Source organism: Treponema medium (assembly GCF_017161265.1).
Lineage (GTDB): Bacteria > Spirochaetota > Spirochaetia > Treponematales > Treponemataceae > Treponema > Treponema medium.
Map to the genome: position 1 here is coordinate 1,585,072 of NZ_CP031393.1, position 20,013 is coordinate 1,605,084.

Sequence of the window (20,013 nt, forward strand, 5' to 3'; positions counted from 1 at the left end):
GGGAGGCTCGTATGAAAAACGAAAAAACATATCGGGAATTGGCGGATCGCATAGCAGCGGCGCAGCACTGCGTTGCCTTTACGGGCGCGGGGGTCAGTACCTTGTCCGGTATTCGGGATTTTAGAGGTAAGAACGGACTTTATACGCTGCCCGAAACCGATAAGATGTTCGATATCGAAGTATTTAGAGAGACACCGTCCGTGTACTACCGGCTTGCAAAGGAATTCATCTACGGATTGCAAGAAAAAGAGCCGTCAATTGTACATCAGGTACTTGCCGGACTGGAATCCCGCGGAATCTTAAAGGCACTCATTACTCAAAATATCGACTTGTTACATCAAAAGGCCGGAAGCAAGCACGTTATCGAGGTACACGGTTCTCCTTCTCGGCATAGCTGTACGCATTGTTCCTATAGTACAACCTTTGAAGATGTCGTCGAGGTTGCCCGTAAGGGAGAGGTACCGCTCTGCCCCAAGTGTCATCATGCATTAAAACCTGATATTACGTTTTTCGGCGAAGCGCTCCCATTTGCGGCGATAACGGAGGCACAAAAAGAATGCGATAGAGCGGATTTACTGCTGGTATTGGGTAGCAGCCTTACCGTCTATCCAGCCGCAGCGCTACCGCAGCTGACCCTGAAAGCGGGTGGGGCGGTTGCCATTGTTAACGAACAGCCGACATATTTTGATGATTACGCGATTCTCCGGTGTACCGATTTGCAGGAGTGTTTTGAATATCTTGAGCGTGCGCTGCTTGGATAGTACGAATATATCGATAATGAGTACTGCCGCTTAGCCGGATGCAAGTAGGTATCTTTAAAAATTCGCTTCGCTTTTAGAGGCTTTGAACAAATTTAAAAAAAATTGCTGGTAAAAAGCGTAAATCAATGATATACTATTTTCTATCTACTATATTTAAAGTTGACAATTGAAAGTTCATATCTGAATTGACAGTTGTCTACCTGAGGAGGATGCAATGAAAAAGAGCATTGCGCTATCGTTCTTATGCTTGTGTACTGTACTTTTTGTACTTACAGGCTGTAAGCCGAAAGAGGATAACGCCGATTCGAATGCACCGGTAACCCTTTCGGTGTATATGCAGATGGATCTTGCTAATCCGCAATCGGCGTATTGGCCCGAGACCGTTGCAGCTTTTGAAAAGCAGTACCCGAATATCAAACTTGAATTCGAGTACGTAAACGGCGAAGCATTCCATGATAAATTCCAAATCATGGCCGCTTCAGGGGATATTCCCGATGTATTCACCACGTATGCCGGTGCCCGTTCAGGTTATGTGCTTGACCGTGGTATGGTAAAAGACCTTCGCCCCTATTTGACGGACGATTTAAAAAATCAGTATAACCCCGCCGTTTGGGCGCCCCAGGGACCGAATGGCGAAATCTATATTATTTCACAGAACCTTGCGGTATGTACGGTTGTGTATGTCAATCCGAAACTGCAAAAACAACTTGGTCTAACTACCCCGACAACACTTGACGAAATGATTGCTCAAGTTCCCGCTATCAGAGCAGCCGGTTTAACCCCGCTCGCTTTTGCGAATAAGGGACAGTGGCAGGCTCAGTCGCTCTTATTGTCTATGCTGACCGACCGTATGGCTGGTACTGAATGGTTTGATAAAGCGATGGTTGGAACAGCAAAGTTCTCCGATCAACAGTTTGTCGACGCAATCAACGTTATTAAAACGATGACTGATTCAAAACTGTTCCCTCCCGGAGTAAACCAGATGGAAGGTACCGCTTCTTGGGGTGAATTTATTGCCGATAAGGCTGTGTATCTTTTGGATGCAGGTTGGCGCATTTCCGCATTGAAAAAAGCTGCAAAACCGGAAGACTATGAACAGTATCAGTTAATGGCATTCCCTGCTATTGCAGGAGAAGTTACACATGGCTCCAGCGCTGCGACAACCGGTGAATCTTTCGGTATGAATGCAAAATTAACCGGTGCAAAAGCCGACGCTGCATGGAAATTCATTTCCTTTATGTCCGGTAAAGAAGCATGCGAAATTTTGACAAAATACGGTACCACTACTACCTATAAACTTGATCTTTCAAAATTCGATATCGACCAGCTTACAAAGCAATACATCGACCTGATTAACAATCAGAGCATGGGCTATGTTATCGATGCGAAGATGGACAGCGAAGGTGTAAATAGTTTGCTCAATCCCGGTATTCAAGCAGTTATGATCGGGCAGAAAACCCCCGCTGAGCTTGCAAACGAATACGAAGCTTGGGTTGCTGCTAACGATTCTCACCGCAAGAAGTAAAACAAAAATATAAATGTAAGGGAATGCTTATCTCCATAGATGGCTGTGGAGATAAGCAAATTTTCTATGCTAAAAATCTATAGGACACCTCTAAAAATCTAACCGAATTTTTAAAAGATGCCCTATACTACAATAAATCTTGGAAATACGAATATAAAGACATGAACTTTACACGAGAGCTGCCGATCGGCATACAGAAGTTTGAAATACTTCGCCGTAATGGCTGTATCTGTTTGGTAATGCATAATTATAATTTATAATTAAACACTAAGGTGGTTTACGGTATATGACCTATTTACGGCAAAAGCGGACAAGCTATATTTCTTTTATCTTGCCTGCTTTTATTATTTACATCGGCATCATTATCTTTCCCGTGCTGTTCAGCTTTTATTTAAGCCTGACAAAGTGGAAAGGGTATGGGAAAATGGAATTTATCGGGCTTGGTAACTATATTAGAATGTTTACTGACCCCGTTTTCTACATCGGCTTACGGAATAATATCCTCATCGTATTGATTTCGGTGCTAGGGCAGATTCCGCTTGGGCTTTTACTTGCGTATATGTTGTACCGGAAAATGGTAAAACACGCGAATTTTTTTGAAGTATTGATTTTCTTACCGATAACCATTTCGTCCGTCATCGTTGCACAACTGTGGAACCGAATATTTTCTCCTGTTGGCGTGGTTCCTGCAATTATACGCGACCTCACCGGCAATCCCGACTACATTATGACGATATTTGAAGATAAATATCTTGCGATTGTTCCGATTCTTTTCGTACTGTTGTGGCAGCATACCAGTCTTTATATGGTTATCTTTTTAGCCAACTTACAGCGGATACCGTATAGCGTCATAGAGGCGGCACAGCTTGAAGGCGCACGGGAAGGAAAGATTTTTATTCGTCTTATTGCGCCGATGCTTGCAAATGTTATCTTTATCAATACCATTCTTGCAGTTTCGGGTAGCTTTAAGAGTTTTGACCTAATCTATTCAATGACCGGCGGAGGTCCTGCGCACTTTACGGAAGTTATCGCCGTTTATATGTACAATACAACTTTTGTGTTCCAGAATTACGGATATGGCAGTGCGCTGGCCGTTATCATTATTATCTTTACCGTTATAGCCTTGATGATAAGTCGAGCCGTAACAAAACGATTTGATTATTAGGAGGCTGATATGACTACGAAACGAAATATGCTGCAACAAGCCTCTCAGGGCTGGCAAACAAGCGCCTATATTTTGATGATGACCTTTGTGGTACTTACGCTGTTCCCGCTTGTTTGGCTTTTTTATTCATCTTTTAAACTGAATGCGGAAATTATGATTCACCCGTTGGCGCTGCCGAAAGCTCCTACCGTTTTTAACTATACCGAATCGTGGGCAAAGGGCGGATTGGGTATTGCATTGGTAAACAGTTTTATCTATACCATTACGGCGACCGTTTCTACCATGCTTCTTGCAATGGCAGCGGCTTTCGGCTTAACGAAATTTCCTTTTAAATCAGCAAAGATTTTTACCTCGATTTTTGCCTTTGGCTTAATGATCAGCGTTCATGCGGTTATTATTCCGTTGTTCCAATTGGAAGCAAAACTCAGCTTGATTAATACACGCTTAGGTGTCATCATTCCATACATTGCATTCAACTTGCCAATTTCCATTATGATTGCAATCTCCTATGTTAAAGGTATTCCCAATGCGCTCATTGAATCGGCAGAAATAGACGGCGCAAAGTACCGCTACATATTCTGGATGATGATTATGCCGCTCTCCGTCCCTGTCATTGCGACGATGGTTATTCTATCCTTCTTACAGCACTGGAATGAATTTTTATTCGTGTTCGTCTTTACAACGAAGGCAGCGCTGAAGAGTTTGCCGGTTGCGATTACCCAATTTGCGGGGCGGCTCAACATCGACTATGGTTTGCAGTATGCCTCTCTTGTTATCGGTGTGCTTCCGATGATTGTATTCTATATCATCTTTCACGCGCAGCTGATTAAGGGTTTTGGAGAAGGGGCTTTAAAGGAATAGCGGCATCTCCTTTCCGATGATGCCGTATCGGATATCTTTAAAAATCCGGACGGTTTTAGAGGTTCTCAATATTTTTTACATTATCGAAAGCTGCTGGGGATTTGTATTTGTTCATATTGAAGGAGTTTTTTAATGAATAGAAAAAAGCGGGTGCTTGTGGGCGGTATGCACCATGAGTCCGATACTTTTAATCCGATTACCACCGGACCCGATGATATTTGGGTATTACGGGGAAAGGATCTTTTAGAGGGAAAGGGACAAAGTTCCGTTTTCGGTTCGATTGCAACGCTGAAAGAAGCGGGATACGAGGTTATTCCGACGCTTATTGCACGGGCGGTTCCGAACGGCGAATGGGACAAAGATTACTACCTTTCGTTAAAACAAGAATTTTTGCAGGCGATTAAGGATGCGCTGCCGCTGGATGCGCTGTGTCTTTCCCTGCACGGTTCGATGCGGGTGCGCGAAATAGGCGAGGCGGAAGGCGATTTACTGGAAGATATCCGTAAAATCTGCCCCAACATTCCTATTTTGTCATCGCTTGATATGCACGCAACAATTTCGCAGCGGATGCTCGACTATGTAGACGGCTATGTAGGATATAAGTGCGCCCCGCATACGGACACGTATGAAATCGGCATTCATGCGGCGCGGATGACTATCGAGACGTTGGAAAAGGGCATCAGGCCGGTTATGTCGGCAGTTAAGATTCCGTTCCTTATCGCAGGTGAACAATCTGAAACCAGTGTGGAACCGATGAAAAAGCTAACGGCAACGTTGCGCGAATATGAAAAGCAGCCGCACATTATGGCAGCCTCTTATCTGCTTGGCTTTCCATGGGCTGATACTGCCGACAACGGTGTTACGGCGATGGTGGTAACCGACGGAGATAAGCAGCTTGCAACCGAAAAGGCACGGGAGCTTGCTCAGTTGTTCTGGGATACCAGAAAAGAATTCGGCTTTTACAACGAAACCCGCGAACCCGCCGACGCCCTTGTCCATGCACGCTCCAGTGTTGAATCAGGCGTTTATCCGGTAGTGCTTTCCGACTCAGGCGACAATCCTACCGCCGGTTCTTCGCAGGATGTAACTAACTTCTTAAAGGCAATCCTTGCCGATCCCTTCTTAACCTCGTTAAACCCGCCGCTGTGTTATCAGGCTTTTTACGACCCCGCCTTAGTTGCAGCCGCCTTTAAAGCTGGAGAAGGAAACGTTGTAGAGGGGACGCTCGGCGCCGCCTTTGACAAGGAAAAGAGTTCTCCCATTCAAGTAAAAGCGACGGTAAAAAAACTGTGCAAGGCATGGGCAGAGGCTCAGAACAGCGATATGGCGCTCTTGGATGTCGGCGGCGTCGATGTCGTTATAACGTCAAAGCATGTCGGCTGCTATGACCCCGAAATGATGCGGGCGCTCGGCGTTGAACCTACGGAGCGCAAGGTCATCGTCGTCAAGCTTGGCTACCTTGAACCGGAAATCCGCGCCATTGCAAAACGCTCGATGCTCGTGCTCACCGATGGCAGTACCAACGAAGTGTTCTCCCGTCTGCACTACAAATATTTGCCGAGTCCGATGTATCCGATGGATCAGGAGATGGAGTGGCACGCCTAGTCCTTTTGAAATATACGGTGTATCTACTGCGTTGCTGCGCGAAAATTAATCCTCAACGTATCAAAGATACGCCTGCGGTTAATTTTCGCTCGCGCCTTGTATCTACGCCGTCTATTTCAAAAGGCTGACGGAAAGGGTGTTCAGAACGGACAAGGATGTCCGTGGTTTCACGCAACAGCGATGTTTTTGCGTGAGCAAAAACTCGCGTCCAGAAGTGTACACGGATGTACACTTCTGGACAGTCTATTTCAAAAGGCTGACGGCAGAGGTATTTCAGAACCGCCAAGGACGGCGGTGGTTATAAGCAGCAGCGAGTTGCGTCAATTTACAACATCCGTGTTGTAAATTGACTTGCGAGTTTTGCCAAAGGCAAAACATCGTTTCTGCTCAATACGCCCGCCATCCGTGGCGGTACCGATGCACAAAGTTCGTACAAGGATGTAGTCGAGAAAAATCAATGGATTGGACAATATTATGGGTATATTTCAAGCCATTTTTGCCTTCGTGATGAAGAAAAAATCTATTTGTCTTGAACTGCTCGTTAGTTTTTGTTACATAATTGGTACAATTATTTGTAAATCCAATTCTTCAATTTGCTTAAAACCTTTATCAGCAGTGATAAGGGGTAAGCCATTTACGATAGCAGAAGCTGCAATAATTGCATCAGGGAGTTTTGCTCTATATTTCTTACGAATTTCTATTGTCTTTTCTTTTATATCATTTGACAGTGTGATTTCCGTGCAGTCATTTATAAAAGATCTTATACTTTGTCCTTCCGTTTCAGTCATTCCGGAAAAAGATAAAAGTTCCATTGCTGAAATTATTGATAATGCAAGATTTTTCTCCAGATAAGGAAACATACAAGAATTGCCGTTAAGCAAATAAATCAATGCATTTGTGTCTGCAAGACAGTCAACTCCATTCATCTCTCATTTCCTTTTGAAGTACAAGCGCATCCTTATTGAAATTCACAGAACCGAAATATTTTGATAAGTTTTTATTTTTCTCAGTTCTACAATTAAGATTGTATCGATACAAAACAAATTGTATATAATTTTCTATATCAACCAGGCATTCTTGAGGAACAGTTTTTATTTGCTCTACCATTGCTTCATAAGACATAAATGTTGCCTCTCTTTAGATAAGATGGATTGAGTATATCACAAAATCTTTTATTTTTCTATAAAAATAGGCAAGCCCTGATTAACTTCAGTTTTTAAAAGATGCCCTTACGCTAGTCATCAATTCCCCTGCTGATTTCCATACTCTAACTTTGACAAATAAGATAAAGGCGATATAATAGGTACAAACACTGTTTCAACTGGAGCTTACCGGTATGTTCGACATGACTAAACAATTATCTCATAAGAATCTCACCTCGGCGCTTGAGTCGGGTTCTGATCTTAACAGTATGAATTTTGCCGGTCTTACGATTAACGGCATTGATTTTTCAGGGAAAAAACTTACCGGTTGCTCCTTTGCGCATAGTTGTTTTACGGATTGTTCCTTTACGGGGACACGGGTTCGGCTCTCTTTTTTTGACTTTGCCCGCTTTGTACATTGTACCTTTGATAAAGTAGATATTCAGTTTTCCTGCTTTGCAGGAAGCATTTTTGGAAACACCGTTTTTACCGATTCGGAACTGCTCATCAATAATTTTACAGGGATTACAACGTACGAATGCGGCTTTAAAGATTCAGATTTATACTGTTCCCGTTTTATTCGATGCTCATTGCATAAAACACCATTCGAAAATTGCAATATAAAGAAGGTATCTTTTTTTAAAAACATCTATGATGATGTATCGTTTAAATCTTCCAATACTCGTGTTGCTCATTTTGATACTGAGGAATTTGTAAAATGAAAATATATCCTCATTATTTGAATGAAGGTTTTGTAAACAGCTATCTTGTCGGCAATGAGATAAGCAAAGAAGCGTTGATTATCGATCCGGGAAAGATAACCGGAGAAGTGATCGGTCATATCGAAGATAATGGTTATATACTCAGCGCTGTCTGTATTACGCATAATCATATTCGTCATTACAGGTACGGGCTTTCGACGCTGTTAAAAATTTACAACCCGCGCATATATGCGGCGGATCATGCATTGGTCGGTAAACACGGAAAAATGCTGAGGGGTGATTGTACACTTTCAATTGCCGGTTTTTCTGTTGAATGTTTTTCGGTGCCCGGTCATTCGCCCGATTCCTATCTATTTAAGATAGATAACTGTATTTTTACCGGCGATAGTCTTACCGCAGGGATGACCGGCAGTACGATTCATAGTTTCGCTGCAAAAACGCTTGCGGAGCAGCTTGAAAAAAAGCTATTTATTCATGATGATGCGCTTCTCCTTTTTCCGGGGCATGGTCCGCCGACTACCATTGGAGCAGAACGGAAATTTACGCATGTACCGAATGTTGACAAGAATACGATAAATTTTATACCATATAACAAAGAGACTATGCATAGTATGTAAGGAAGATGTTCATGAAGAACAAAATTATTTGTTTGTTTTTTTTTCTCAGTGTTACGGTAGCGTTTGCAGATATCAGAAATGCTGTTTGTATTGTAAAACCGAATTACAGCGAGAAAACCGTTGCCTTTATGGAAGATGCGTCGGATAAACTGGAGACGGCTGGGTATTCGGATTTGGCTGATCTTTTTAAAAATGCAAAAGAAGGTGTGTTCGGATCTGGCTTTTTTATTAAAGGACAAAATAAAAAAGACTATGTGTTAACAAACTATCATGTTGCCGCTTATGCGACATCGCTTACGCTGGAAATTGAAGATGCTAATGGTGAAACCACAAAAATCGAAAACTGTAAAATTATTGCTGTTGACGAAGAATTGGATCTTGCCATTGCCGAAGTACCAAACGGTAAAGCTGGTTCCTATTTAACTTTTGCGTCAAAAGCGCCTGTCGACGGAATCGATGCTTGGTCTGCCGGTTATCCGGGGCTGGCTGGAAAACCAATGTGGCAGCTTGGAAAAGGTACCATAACAAATGCGCGTGCGCGGCTGCCCGATGATATCGATCCGAAAATATCTACTTTTCTTCAGCATTCCGCACCTATCGATTCCGGAAATTCAGGCGGTCCCTTATTGATAAAGGCTGCTAATGCGCCTTCGGGATACGAAATTATCGGTATTAACTCCGCAAAGGCTGTTTTTCGACAGGCAACTAATTTTGCAATTCCTGCTTCTACGATCACTAAATTTATGGATGAGAAAGCTTTTGCCGGAAATAAAAAAATCGAACGTGATTTAACTGCTTCTTTAAATATATTTGCTGAATCTTGTAAAAATTTTAAAATCGATAAAGAGAGTGACAAAAATAAAGAGATTGTAAAGCGAATCCGAAAGTTAACCATTTATGTTTCCGAAGATTACGCGATCCAAAGCGGGCTTGATGTATACTTGAAAGCGCTGCGAAAGGCTCCGAAGCTTTTTAGAAATGAAATATTAGCCGCGTCGATTTTTGGGAATCCTATAAACGGAATTAGGACAGCTCTTGCGTATGATATCTACACTACTGTCGATCCGGAGGAAAATACCTATTTACCCGATGCAGGTACGGATATCGGTAGTTTGAAAAAGGCTGATAACGGTTATGAATTTGTTCTGTATGATGAAGTTCAGAAGTCGAAATTTTTTACCGTTTGGAAAAAATCCTATAATTCATGGCAGATGGACGGTGCCAGTCTGAATGAGCCTCCTCAAATCGGTACCGATTCTTCAACTCAAAATAAAAAGAGTGCAAAGAAGGAGAAAAAAACTGCGGGAAAATCTTCGGTCTTTATTGACGAAATTCCTACAAAAATGAGAATGCCCTTATCGTATATTGGCTTTAGTAGGGATAGACGTTGGATATCGGCTTTTTCTTTCGGTTTCTTTTATAGCTTTAAATATGCAGAGGTCGGGATGTCGGCTATTATCGATAAGCCGCGCGATGCTACTGCTCGTGGTGATAAGTCTTCATTCGGTTCTTCAAGAAGTGGTTCCTTTAACTTTACATTCGGACTCTGTCCTGAATTGCGCGGGCAGATACCGATCAATATCAATAATGTTGTATATATCGCACCGCAAGCATTTGTCGGAGTAGGACTGTTCATTCCTCCGATCGATACGTTTGTACATTACGGTGCCGGCGTTGAATTTGTACCGGTGAGTTTTACAACACTCTCGTTCGGTGCCGATTTTATTGCACGAACATACTTAAAAGGAATAAAAAAGACGAATCCCGGAGTTCGTATCAACGTATCAATACGATTCTAAGTATATTGAAAGGAGATATCAATAATGAAAACAAAAATCCTTAAGAAGGGTGCGGTACTTATATATTTGCTCAGCATAATACCGGTATTTACTTCGTGTATCTTATTCAGCAATCTTAAAATGGCAGCGGAAGAAGGTAAAGCAAGTGTAAACGGTAAGCAAGTTACCGTACAATCAATGGGTGATCCTAAAACAGACTGTCTCGTCTATGGATATGTGAATGTAAAAGGGGTTCATATGTATGTCCAAATGGATTCTTCTAAGGAAGCTCTTTATGTAACGCCTTTATTGATGGGAAGCGGCTCTTTTTGCTTTTCTCCTCTTGCAAAAAATCTTAGTTTCCAACTTGTACAGCTTCGCTATGATAACTGGTTTACAAATTCCATTACGTATTACAGTCCCAGTTTGGGAAAAGAAGGTAATATTGCATTTACTACGCAAAAAGCAGGTTTGCAGTTTATAGGCGCTTATGATTTTATAATTAAAGGCGCTATGCTGAAGGGCTATTCGGCAACACTCTCTCTTTACCCTCGTAGTGAGCAATCTGAGTATGAACTGAAAACATTAATTAAGATGAAAGTCCAATTTAAAAATACGGATTGGGAAGCTCTTATTGATAAAAGAATAGAGGAGATTCAAAATGAGAAAAAATAAATGCACCATTGTTTCGCTTATTATTGCTATTGCTGTTTTTATTACCGGTATGGATCTCTTTGCCGCTGATAAAAAGCCTCCAAAAGCTCCTACAAAGAATGAAGTTGTTATCGTATTTTCTCTAAAAATTCAACCGTTACCCGATACAGAGTTTTTTGCAAACTATTCTCACATGTATTTTTCAAAACTGAACATCGGTCATTATTACAGTACAACGGATAAAGTAGCCATTAAGGCTTCTAATGTCAGAATGCCTCTGGCGGGAATGCCGGAAGAAGATGCTCGGGATATCGATTTCGCTATGATAACCTTTCCTTTTGCTTATGGAAAACGATATATTAATATTCATAGTCTGCAATATCATTTTGCCGGTTCGGAAGTACTATTTGTAAATGTACCATTACAAGCTAAAATCGAAGTGCCGGATGATGTACGCTATGTATATATTGGCGATTTTACCTGCAAGTGTAGCAAACCTTTTTATGATATAACCGATGTAAAAAGGACTGATAATTTTGATGCTGCCGTAAAAGCCGTTAAGTCGGTATATGGAAAAGATGCCGAACTTGAACGGGTACCATTGATTCCTTTGAATAAGGAAGAAGATTAACAAGGTTTTATATGGAATTTGAAAAGATTATCCCCGTCTCCGACCTTGCGGCGGAGCAGTGCGGAAACGGATTAACAGTGGACAGCAGCGTACTCGCTGTTTTTGCAGAGCAAGCGTTTAAACGCTTATCCTTTACCTTTCCTCAAGAACATTTGGAAAGTTTACTGAATGTTGCGTGCGATCCCGCATCTTCTGAAAACGACCGGCTCGTTGCGGTTAAATTGCTGGAAAATGCCGTCATTGCGGCAAAAGGTACGCTGCCGCTCTGTCAGGACACGGGCGTTGCGCAAGTCTTTGGATGGAAAGATGCCGCCGTATCTTCGGCCTTAAACGCTGCGAATGGAACCGCGCCTTTCGGTTCCGATACGGAAGCGCTTACTGCAGGCGTCGGAAAAGCCTATAAAGAGAATAATCTGCGTTTTTCTATTAACATTCCTTCTTCGCTTTTTGATGAAAAAAATTCGGCAAGCAATTTACCGGCTCAAGTCGATATATTCAGCACAAACGGAAGCGCTGAGCCTTCGTACCGTTTCTTGTTCTGCGCGAAGGGCGGCGGTTCTTCCAATAAAACGGATTTTACCTGTGCGACAAAGGCGCTGTTAAACCCGCAATCCTTTGAGCGTTTTTTGCAGACGAAAATCACCGCCCTTGGAACTGCTGCCTGTCCGCCGTACACGATTGCTGTTGTCATCGGCGGGTTGAGTCCCGAACAAAACTTGCAAACGCTTAAGTTGGCAACGACCGGCTATTGGGATGCGGTAGAGGCGTTAAACGAAGCCGGCGGCGCTATCCGTTGGACGGATACGGTCGGCGGAGTGCGTCCGTTGCGGTGTAAGGACTGGGAGGAGCGGGTATTACAGATTGCAGCGGAAACCGGTTTGGGCGCCCAATTCGGCGGTTCTCATCTTGCGGCGCACGCCCGTGTGTTCCGATTGCCACGGCATGGGGCAAGCTGCTTTGCCTCTATTGGAGTGTCGTGCAATGCGCATCGAAATCTTGTCGGTTATATCAACCGTGAAGGTGCCTTTTTGCAAAAAAATGTTTCCGATCCTCAGCCGTACTTGGAAAAAGCGGCAGCGTATACAGCCGGCACCGGTACGCATCATGGGGAGCCGGTTAAGGTCGATCTCAGCTCCATCGATGCAGCCCGTACCAAGCTTTCCGGCTACCCGGTCGGGCAGGCGTTCCTCTTTTCGGGCGAGATTTTGGTTGCGCGCGATGCGGCGCATGCCCGCTGGAAGGCTTTGCTGGAAAGCGGTAAGCCGCTGCCCGATTATACGCTGCACTATCCGATTCTCTATGCCGGACCGGCGGAAACACCGAAAGGCGCCGTTATCGGCAGCTTCGGGCCTACGACAGCAAACCGCATGGATCCCTATGCAGACGATTTGATGAGCAGGGGCGCTGCGCTCATCACTATCGCCAAGGGGAACCGGTCTGAACTGTGGCGCACTGCCTGTAAAAAATACGGCGCCTTTTATCTCGGTACCATCGGCGGCGCTGCGGCATTGATTGCGGAAAAGCATATTACCGCACGTAAAGTCCTCGACTATCCTGATTTGGGAATGGAAGCCGTGCAGCTGATTTCGGTCAAAGACTTGCCGGTATTCTTGATTACGGATGATAAGGGGAACGATTTTTACGCCTCTCTATAAAGAAACTTTCTATATCGATACACCTCAAGACTTTAAACAGAAAGCCGAGGGGCTAGACGAGATAACGGTATCGTACTAAAATCCCCCGAAAAGTTGCACTCCGTACAAAGACAGGTCATAGTACGGAGTGGGTACTCCGCTTAAAGACCAATGTCAAAGTAGACGGCCCCGCAACATCGTACGCCGTCAGCGTAAAAGACGAGCTGGGGTTTAGTTCCGAGGTGATAAAGATCAGCACCGATACGCTCAAATTGCCCGATGTAAAATTACTTGACGGCGTAACTCCAATAACGGGAACAACGGAAAGCGCTCCGTTCTCCTTCCCGGGTATGGATGGAAAAGCATTGACGGCAACTGCACACAGCGGAGCCGGAATAACGGGAGCTATTTATAAGCACGATGGCTCGAGCTGGAATGAGATACGCTCTGTAAGCGGTACGACGCCTGTTACCGTAAACCTACCGGCGCTTGACAGCAGCGAAAACGAAGCGTTCTACAAAATTACCCTCAAAGCCTCATTAACCGGCTATGCCGAAAGCAATGAAAAAGAATTCTTTGTAAAACTGCTGCGGCAGGAGCTTCCCGTTCTTAAACTAAAACAGGATTTCAGCACTACCGCTGATCAGAAAAATATTTCTGCAGCAACGAAAGGTTATGTTACCGAAGACATTATACCCGATGTGTCAAGCTATACTGAAGCGTCGCTGCTGGCTATTTACAACTTAACCGACAAAGCACAGTTCTTGCTTACCCCGCGGACAGGCAGCACTGCAACGGTAAAATATAGGCTTGATAGTGAAGCTGAACAGACGCCGAGCGGCGGAGCCATAACCGTAACCACACCAGGAGCACATACCCTCAACGTATGGGCTGTAAAAGACGGCGTAGAAGGGCATAAAACCACACTGCATATTAAAGTGATAGGAGCTGTTACCACCTACCGTGAGCTGAAAAATGTCGTACAAAACGCCCCTGCCGGTAATGAAATTGGGATTAACATCGGCAGCGACCTTACCGCTCCTTACGATATGGCAATACCGAAATAGCAGTAACGGACGGTAAGAAGTTGACCCTGCGGCCAAACTCCGGCCATCCGAGCCATACGATAAACGCCTACGAAAATGGTCGGATATTCAACATACGTGGAGGCACGGAGCTTATTCTGGATAATATACAGCTACGTTATGGCAGGGTTAATGGCGGAAATGGCGGGGTACTTGCGTTGACAGGAAAAACCGTGATTACCCCGTCAACCGAAGAAGACGTAAACACGCCGGGCGAAAATGATGTGTATCTTGCGGCCGGCGCTTCGATTAAAATAGACAGCGCTTTGACGAGTACCGAACCTATTGTTGCCCGCATCACGCCCGAAACTTACAACGGACCGTACAAGTGCTTACCGGAACTACTCCGTTTTCAAACGGTGAACACGACAAGTTTACCGTAACGCAGAACTCTGATCCGGAGTATGTATGGGCAATAAAAAATGATGGAACCTTAGAAAAAATATCTAAAACCATAAATGCAAATGCAAGTCCCGATGCATGGCGAAAACTGCGAAAGCTTGTACGAATCGCCCCTGCCGGTACCGTCATCACCATAGACGGCGAAATTAAAGCGACGAACGCCATCGGCGACTCGGGCGAAATCGTCATCGACAAAGACCTTACGATACAGGGGGCGACCGACGCGGCTTCAGATATTCTTAATGCGAACAGCAACCATATAGGCACTCCGCCGAGCGATGCCCCTGCAACACCGCATCGCATCTTCAAGGTGGAATCCAACAAAATGCTCACGCTCAAAAGACTTACACTTAAAAACGGCTATGCGGGCAACGGTTCCGCTGGCAAACTTGGTACAAAAGGCGGCGGTATAGCCCTTGAAAAGGGAAGGGTATCGCTCAGCGATGTAATCGTTTCCGGCTGCAAGGCAATAACTAACAGCCACTGGCATGGAGACGGAGCCGGAATATACGTTGAATCCGGTGGTATTATTATGAAAAACTCAACGTTTTCTGCAAATGTTGCGAGCGCATACGGCGGCGGAATTTATGTAAACGAAAACGGCTGGCTTATTATGAACGGCTCAAACGCTATCACCGGCTGCTCGGCGAGTTGCGGCGGGGCAATCTGCGTAAGCGGCGCAACCGTCGACATAACAAACTGCACCATTACCGGTAACACCGCACCAAACGGAAACGGCGGCGGCATCTATACGAAAAAGAGCGATAGCAAGGCTTCCACCATAACAATCAAAGACGGCGCCATAATAGGCGGCATAGGCACAGGAGAGGCAAACAAAGCAACCGGAACCGGACCAGACAACGGCTTGGGCGGCGGTATCTATATCGGTGAAGGCTGCTCCTTAAAGGTGCAGAGCGGCGCACAGGTTATCGGAAACGAAGCAACCCAAGATGGCGGCGGTATTTACCTGAACAAAATCGGCGCACACGGCGAGATGAGCAGCGGTAAAATACAAAACAACACAGCAGGGAACGGCGGCGGCGTTAAGGCGTTTGGCGGAGGTATATTTACCATGGAAGGCGGCACTATTCGGAATAATACGGCGCGTAACCATGGAGGTGGCGTTCAGGTATTAAGCGGTACCATGAACATGACCGGCGGCAACATAGAAAGCAATACTGCTAACACAGTCAATAACACCGAAAAAGGCGGCGGCGGAGTGGCGCTCGGAATAAATAATGGTCCCGCGCTGCTTGATATGTCCGGCGGTACAATTAGAGGAAATACTATTGGCACACCGGGAAAAGGTGCAGGGATACAGGTTTGGGATGGTACTGACGCTGTTACAGTAAAGATGTCCGGCCGTGCAAGAATTGATGCAGACAACGACGTGTATTTGAAGAACGGCAGAAAGATTACCGTTGACGGTCAGTTGAACCCGCTGGGAGAAGTCGCAGCCTGCATAACGCCTGAAAACTGCAATACGACTACGCAAGTGCTTGCAGGCAATATAACGGATGGTACACCGCAAAACTACACCAAGTTTACCGTAACGCCGAAAGGCAGCACTCGTTGGTATGTCGGCTCAGATGGTTGTTTGACAACTGCGCAACCTTAATTGGCAACAGCGGAACATAAATAATTGGGAATGGGTATCGCGATATCCATTCCCAATTTTTGGCAAATGGAGTGCGAATTTTCATTGAATTCCCCAAAGTGCTTAAAACGGCAAAGAATTTCTTCGGTTTAGGACTATCGATTGAGAATATCGCACAAGCTACCGGTCTGTCCCGACCGGTTGTTGTATGAAGCGATAAAAGACTGGCGCAGATATGCTGTCGAGGAAGAAAACGTTCCGCCTTACGTTATATTCGGAGATAGAACAATCGAAGACCTCATCCTCAGAAAGCCGCGCACGGTACGTGAACTGCTGAACGTATTCGGTATCGGTGAAATAAAAGCGGAAAAATTCGGCTCGGCGCTTTTGCGTCTTGTGGAAGATGCGGGGAGGTAGCAGTGGGTGGACAAAAAGAATTTGCGAAGAAGAGGAGCAGCTGCTGAAAAATCGTTTTTTAAAATACAGCAGTTGAGAAAATCTTTAGATTTTGAAACTTCTCCAATTATTTCGTAAATCGCGATACCTTGAAATACGTGCTTATACGTGTTATAATTGTATCATAAGGTGATGCTATGACAGCAGATGAGATTATAAAACTATTAAAAAAAGCCGGTTATGAAATTACTGCCGGAGCAAAACACGATAAAGCAATCCATAAAGAGACAGGTAAAATGATTGCGATACCTCGGCATAAAGGTGATATTCCGACAGGAACAGCGCATAATATTCTCAAAGAAGCAGGTTTAAAATAGTAAAAGGAGGCATAATATGAAATATACATATCCCGTTATTTTTGAATACGATGATGGAAAAATAGGTGTAAGAGTTCCTGATATTTCCGGCTGTTTTACATTTGGCGAAACAATCACGGAAGCAATAGAAATGGCAGAGGATGCCATAGCTATGATGCTTGCTCATTATGAAGATCATCGGCAACAGATACCGAAACCGAGTGATATATCCAAAATCAAAATAAAAAACGGATTTGTGAATTATGTAATAGCCGACACTGATGCTTGGCGCAAACAGTTTTCTGAAAAAGCAATAAAGAAAACTGTTACTATTCCGGCATGGCTCAATTATAAAGCGGAAGAAGCCGGGGTTAATTTTTCACAAGAGCTACAAAACGCATTGAAACAGCGGTTGCAAATTGCATTGTAATTTTATTCGTGCGGAGAGGTTAAACCCCGACGCTTGCGTCGGGGCTGTTGATTGTAATAGTAAAAAAATAAAAAGTAATCGTGTTAATTCGTATTTTGTGGTATGTTTTTCAACTCAAGAGATGGTAGCTTACACTTCACAATTTACGATGAAATCTCCCCACAAGACGCACCGTAATCGGGATGGTGCAGATAAGCCCGATGCTTCCGGCGACTGCGCGCAGTACCTCGGAGGCTAAAAGTTCGAGGTTGATAATTTCGGTAAATCCGTTGGAGAATAGAATAAACAGCAGCAGTACGGGAATTGAGGTACTGACATACGCCAAAATCAGTGTGTTCGACATCGAGCCGATAATGTCTCGGCCGATATTCATGCCGGACTTTATCAGTTGCTTTTTTGATATGTCGGGGCTTACGGAAATAATCTCCCACATTGCCGATGAGATGGACATTGCCACATCCATCACCGCGCCGAGCGCACCGATCATAATACCTGCAAACAACAAACCTTGATAGTCAATCCTACGGTGCTGCGGTATAAAGGCAAGCATTTGCGCGTCCTCGTTTCCAAGCCCTGTCAGCATGAGTATCTTACCGGCAATAAATGCGAATATCCCTGCAATGATAACCCCGCCGATTGTACCTATGATGGCTGTATATGTTTTTTTATTGTTGCCGCTGATGATCAGCAGCGTGATAACCGTCGCGGAACTGCATACGGCGAGCGCCAATAAGATCGGGTTAAAACCCCGTATAATGCACGGGAGAAAAATACCGAAAATAAGACCTACGGTAATACCGAGCGTAATCAGCGCTTTGAGGCCGTTTTTTTTGCCGACGATGATAAGCGCCGCTGCAAAGATTACAATGAGTGCATAGACTTTTGTGTCCCGTGCGCGCTCATAGATTTTTAAGTTTATTATCTTGCCGGTTTCTTCATCTTCGTCCACCTGCAGTATCATTTTTTCATGGAGCCGGAAGATAAGCCGGTACGGAATTGCCAGTTCAATAGTGTTGCGGACGGTATAAACTTCGCCCTTATGCTTGCCGGTTAAAATTTCTATTTTTAAATGCTGATACCGGAAGTCGGATTCAATCGGAACATCCGGCCTGCTTTCCGCAAGGTCATCATATACGATTTCAATAACGCGCGCTTTTACCACCTGATTCTTCGGCAGATTAAGTTGCGTGTCGTAATATTCCGCCAATCCTTTATCTTTTGCATCCGTTTCGGCGTTTGTATTTTTTGCAGTATCTTGAGCATAAAGCTGAGCACATACGGATATGCAGGTAAGTGCCAGCAGTAAGATTTTTTTAGACTTTAAGTAAATATTCGTTTTCCTCATTAGGGAACCTCTAAAAACCTCAGCTTTTTAGAGGTTTTCTTTAGATGTAATTTGCGATGTTGCGATGAAAAATGTACGTCCTTGCACATTTTTCATCGGCGAGTTTTAGTCTTACGCCTAAAACATCGCGACTGTGTGGAACCACCGCCATCCGTGGCGGTGATGAAAGCCACTATTGTATAAAAACTTAAATTGAAACTCGTCGGGCATTTCTATTCCGAAGGATGCGAAGCAAATCTAACCGAGTTTTTAGAAATGCCCATTCGCTTCTTCAAGTTCCAGTACTTCAATGTTGGGATAATCGCTATATAAAATATAATGCCGATTATAGCAACTGTACTCTATAACCGGCTGATTACATATTAGTTAAGTGATTCTACTTCGGCTAGGGAGAGTCCGGCAATTTTGCAAATATCACTGAGCGGATAGCCCATAGTAAGCATCGTTTTTGCCGTTTCGAGCTTTGCTTGGCGCGCACCCTCTGCAAGTCCAAGAGATTTACCTTCAATGAGACCTCGTTCAAGACCTTTCCGCTCAGATTCGCTTATCATTGATAGCCGGTCGCTCTCATATTCCCACGCTGCCTCATACCGCTTGCGTTCTTGTTCATCCAGATAAAAGATATCCATCACTCGTTTTGCCTTCGTCATTATCGGATTTCCCTGTGCTAGCACCTGCCTTACCTCCTTATCGTCTGTTTTGATAAACATAAGCCATTTCTCTAAGCTTGTCAAATTATTTTTGTTGAGTTTTGTTAGATCTAAAAAGTGAATCTCTAATAGTTCATCCAAAAGTGTTTGTTCCTCGCTTTCCCGTATCTGATACACCGAATGTACCTTGTGGCTCAATTTAAAGGGACTGTTCAGTACATTGATTGCAATACATTTTTTCAAGTTTGAATACTGGAATCCACTGATAAAATGCTCATGGATTAACTTTGAACAATAAAAAATACTGCGCTTCGGATAGTAATCAAAGTAGGTATTCTGCATTTCCACATCGATTTTGCGGCCGTCTTGTAAGCGAATTTTTATATCGAGCCGTCCGATTTTGTCGTTATAGAAGCGGGGAAGCTGTTCACTGTTTTCGATACGGACATCATCAAAATCGGTTTTACGCAAATCTGTGACCAACGAGAGAAATTCGATCATAATATCTTTATTTTCCTCGGTACCAAAGAGCTTCTTAAATGCATAGTCATTCCGGGCGGTGAACTGCATTGGGACGTTAGGTAATTTTTTCATTCACACCTCCTACAGTCCTATATGACTTTTGAAGGTTTTTGGCTGGAAAGAATCAGAAAAGTT

General features: G+C 44.0%; 21 protein-coding genes. 17 read left to right on the forward strand and 4 right to left on the reverse strand.

Annotated elements, in window-relative coordinates; genetic code table 11:
- Positions 1-11 precede the first annotated feature (11 nt).
- The 5 genes from DWB79_RS06985 to DWB79_RS07005 all read left to right on the forward strand — a co-directional run bounded on the left by DWB79_RS06985 (position 12) and on the right by DWB79_RS07005 (position 5,917).
- Positions 12-761: a Sir2 family NAD-dependent protein deacetylase gene (locus DWB79_RS06985; protein WP_016523333.1), complete on the forward strand. Its 750-nt coding sequence runs from the start codon at positions 12-14 to the stop codon at positions 759-761.
- 214 nt (positions 762-975) lie between these two features.
- Positions 976-2,286 carry an ABC transporter substrate-binding protein gene (locus tag DWB79_RS06990; protein WP_016523334.1) on the forward strand — a complete coding sequence of 437 codons (1,311 nt, stop codon included), beginning with the start codon at positions 976-978 and terminating at the stop codon, positions 2,284-2,286.
- Positions 2,287-2,572: 286 nt separating this feature from the next.
- Positions 2,573-3,451, forward strand: a complete 879-nt coding sequence (locus tag DWB79_RS06995) for a carbohydrate ABC transporter permease (protein ID WP_016523335.1) — start codon at positions 2,573-2,575, stop codon at positions 3,449-3,451.
- 9 nt (positions 3,452-3,460) lie between these two features.
- Complete coding sequence (locus tag DWB79_RS07000; RefSeq protein WP_016523336.1) at positions 3,461-4,312, forward strand: carbohydrate ABC transporter permease; 852 nt, start codon at positions 3,461-3,463, stop codon at positions 4,310-4,312.
- A gap of 132 nt (positions 4,313-4,444) precedes the next feature.
- Positions 4,445-5,917: a M81 family metallopeptidase gene (locus DWB79_RS07005; protein ID WP_016523337.1), complete on the forward strand. Its 1,473-nt coding sequence runs from the start codon at positions 4,445-4,447 to the stop codon at positions 5,915-5,917.
- A 551-nt stretch (positions 5,918-6,468) separates the two neighbouring features.
- Here DWB79_RS07005 and DWB79_RS07010 read toward each other — a convergent pair.
- Complete coding sequence (locus DWB79_RS07010) at positions 6,469-6,843, reverse strand: type II toxin-antitoxin system VapC family toxin (protein ID WP_016523338.1); 375 nt, start codon at positions 6,841-6,843, stop codon at positions 6,469-6,471.
- Complete coding sequence (locus tag DWB79_RS07015; RefSeq protein WP_016523339.1) at positions 6,830-7,039, reverse strand: hypothetical protein; 210 nt, start codon at positions 7,037-7,039, stop codon at positions 6,830-6,832. The genes DWB79_RS07010 and DWB79_RS07015 overlap by 14 nt, the downstream gene beginning before the upstream one ends.
- Positions 7,040-7,253: 214 nt before the next feature.
- Here DWB79_RS07015 and DWB79_RS07020 point away from each other — a divergent pair, with 214 nt between their 5' ends.
- The 12 genes from DWB79_RS07020 (at position 7,254) to DWB79_RS07075 (ending at position 17,361) form a co-directional block, all read left to right on the forward strand.
- Positions 7,254-7,781 carry a pentapeptide repeat-containing protein gene (locus tag DWB79_RS07020; RefSeq protein ID WP_016523340.1) on the forward strand — a complete coding sequence of 176 codons (528 nt, stop codon included), beginning with the start codon at positions 7,254-7,256 and terminating at the stop codon, positions 7,779-7,781.
- A complete protein-coding gene (locus tag DWB79_RS07025; RefSeq protein WP_016523341.1) occupies positions 7,778-8,398 on the forward strand; it encodes an MBL fold metallo-hydrolase in 621 nt (206 codons plus the stop codon). Before DWB79_RS07020 ends, DWB79_RS07025 begins: the two co-directional genes overlap by 4 nt.
- Positions 8,399-8,409: 11 nt before the next feature.
- A complete protein-coding gene (locus DWB79_RS07030) occupies positions 8,410-10,197 on the forward strand; it encodes a S1C family serine protease (RefSeq protein WP_016523342.1) in 1,788 nt (595 codons plus the stop codon).
- A 24-nt stretch (positions 10,198-10,221) separates the two neighbouring features.
- Positions 10,222-10,851 carry a hypothetical protein gene (locus tag DWB79_RS07035; RefSeq protein WP_016523343.1) on the forward strand — a complete coding sequence of 210 codons (630 nt, stop codon included), beginning with the start codon at positions 10,222-10,224 and terminating at the stop codon, positions 10,849-10,851.
- Entirely contained in the window at positions 10,838-11,461 is a 624-nt protein-coding gene (locus DWB79_RS07040) for a hypothetical protein (RefSeq protein ID WP_016523344.1), read from the forward strand. Before DWB79_RS07035 ends, DWB79_RS07040 begins: the two co-directional genes overlap by 14 nt.
- An 11-nt stretch (positions 11,462-11,472) precedes the next feature.
- Positions 11,473-13,116, forward strand: coding sequence for a fumarate hydratase C-terminal domain-containing protein (locus tag DWB79_RS07045; protein ID WP_016523345.1), 1,644 nt, complete (start codon positions 11,473-11,475; stop codon positions 13,114-13,116).
- A 221-nt stretch (positions 13,117-13,337) separates the two neighbouring features.
- Complete coding sequence (locus tag DWB79_RS07050) at positions 13,338-14,162, forward strand: hypothetical protein (RefSeq protein ID WP_016523346.1); 825 nt, start codon at positions 13,338-13,340, stop codon at positions 14,160-14,162.
- A gap of 20 nt (positions 14,163-14,182) precedes the next feature.
- Entirely contained in the window at positions 14,183-14,563 is a 381-nt protein-coding gene (locus DWB79_RS07055; protein ID WP_016523347.1) for a hypothetical protein, read from the forward strand.
- Complete coding sequence (locus DWB79_RS07060) at positions 14,509-16,200, forward strand: hypothetical protein (RefSeq protein WP_016523348.1); 1,692 nt, start codon at positions 14,509-14,511, stop codon at positions 16,198-16,200. Before DWB79_RS07055 ends, DWB79_RS07060 begins: the two co-directional genes overlap by 55 nt.
- 141 nt (positions 16,201-16,341) lie before the next feature.
- A complete protein-coding gene (locus tag DWB79_RS07065) occupies positions 16,342-16,596 on the forward strand; it encodes an HRDC domain-containing protein (protein ID WP_016523349.1) in 255 nt (84 codons plus the stop codon).
- Positions 16,597-16,772: 176 nt separating this feature from the next.
- Positions 16,773-16,952 (forward strand): type II toxin-antitoxin system HicA family toxin, encoded by a 180-nt coding sequence (locus DWB79_RS07070; RefSeq protein ID WP_016523350.1) that lies wholly within the window; start codon positions 16,773-16,775, stop codon positions 16,950-16,952.
- Positions 16,953-16,968: 16 nt separating this feature from the next.
- On the forward strand, positions 16,969-17,361 hold the full coding sequence (locus DWB79_RS07075; protein WP_016523351.1) for a type II toxin-antitoxin system HicB family antitoxin: 393 nt from the start codon (positions 16,969-16,971) through the stop codon (positions 17,359-17,361).
- A gap of 136 nt (positions 17,362-17,497) precedes the next feature.
- On the opposite strand, the gene DWB79_RS07080 is transcribed toward DWB79_RS07075, so the two are convergent.
- Together DWB79_RS07080 and DWB79_RS07085 are read right to left on the reverse strand one after the other, a co-directional pair.
- Complete coding sequence (locus DWB79_RS07080) at positions 17,498-18,706, reverse strand: YibE/F family protein (protein ID WP_016523352.1); 1,209 nt, start codon at positions 18,704-18,706, stop codon at positions 17,498-17,500.
- Between the two features lie 362 nt (positions 18,707-19,068).
- The gene (locus tag DWB79_RS07085) at positions 19,069-19,950 is read right to left on the reverse strand and encodes an Rpn family recombination-promoting nuclease/putative transposase (RefSeq protein WP_016523353.1); all 882 of its coding nucleotides are present in this window, start codon (positions 19,948-19,950) and stop codon (positions 19,069-19,071) included.
- Positions 19,951-20,013 lie beyond the last annotated feature (63 nt).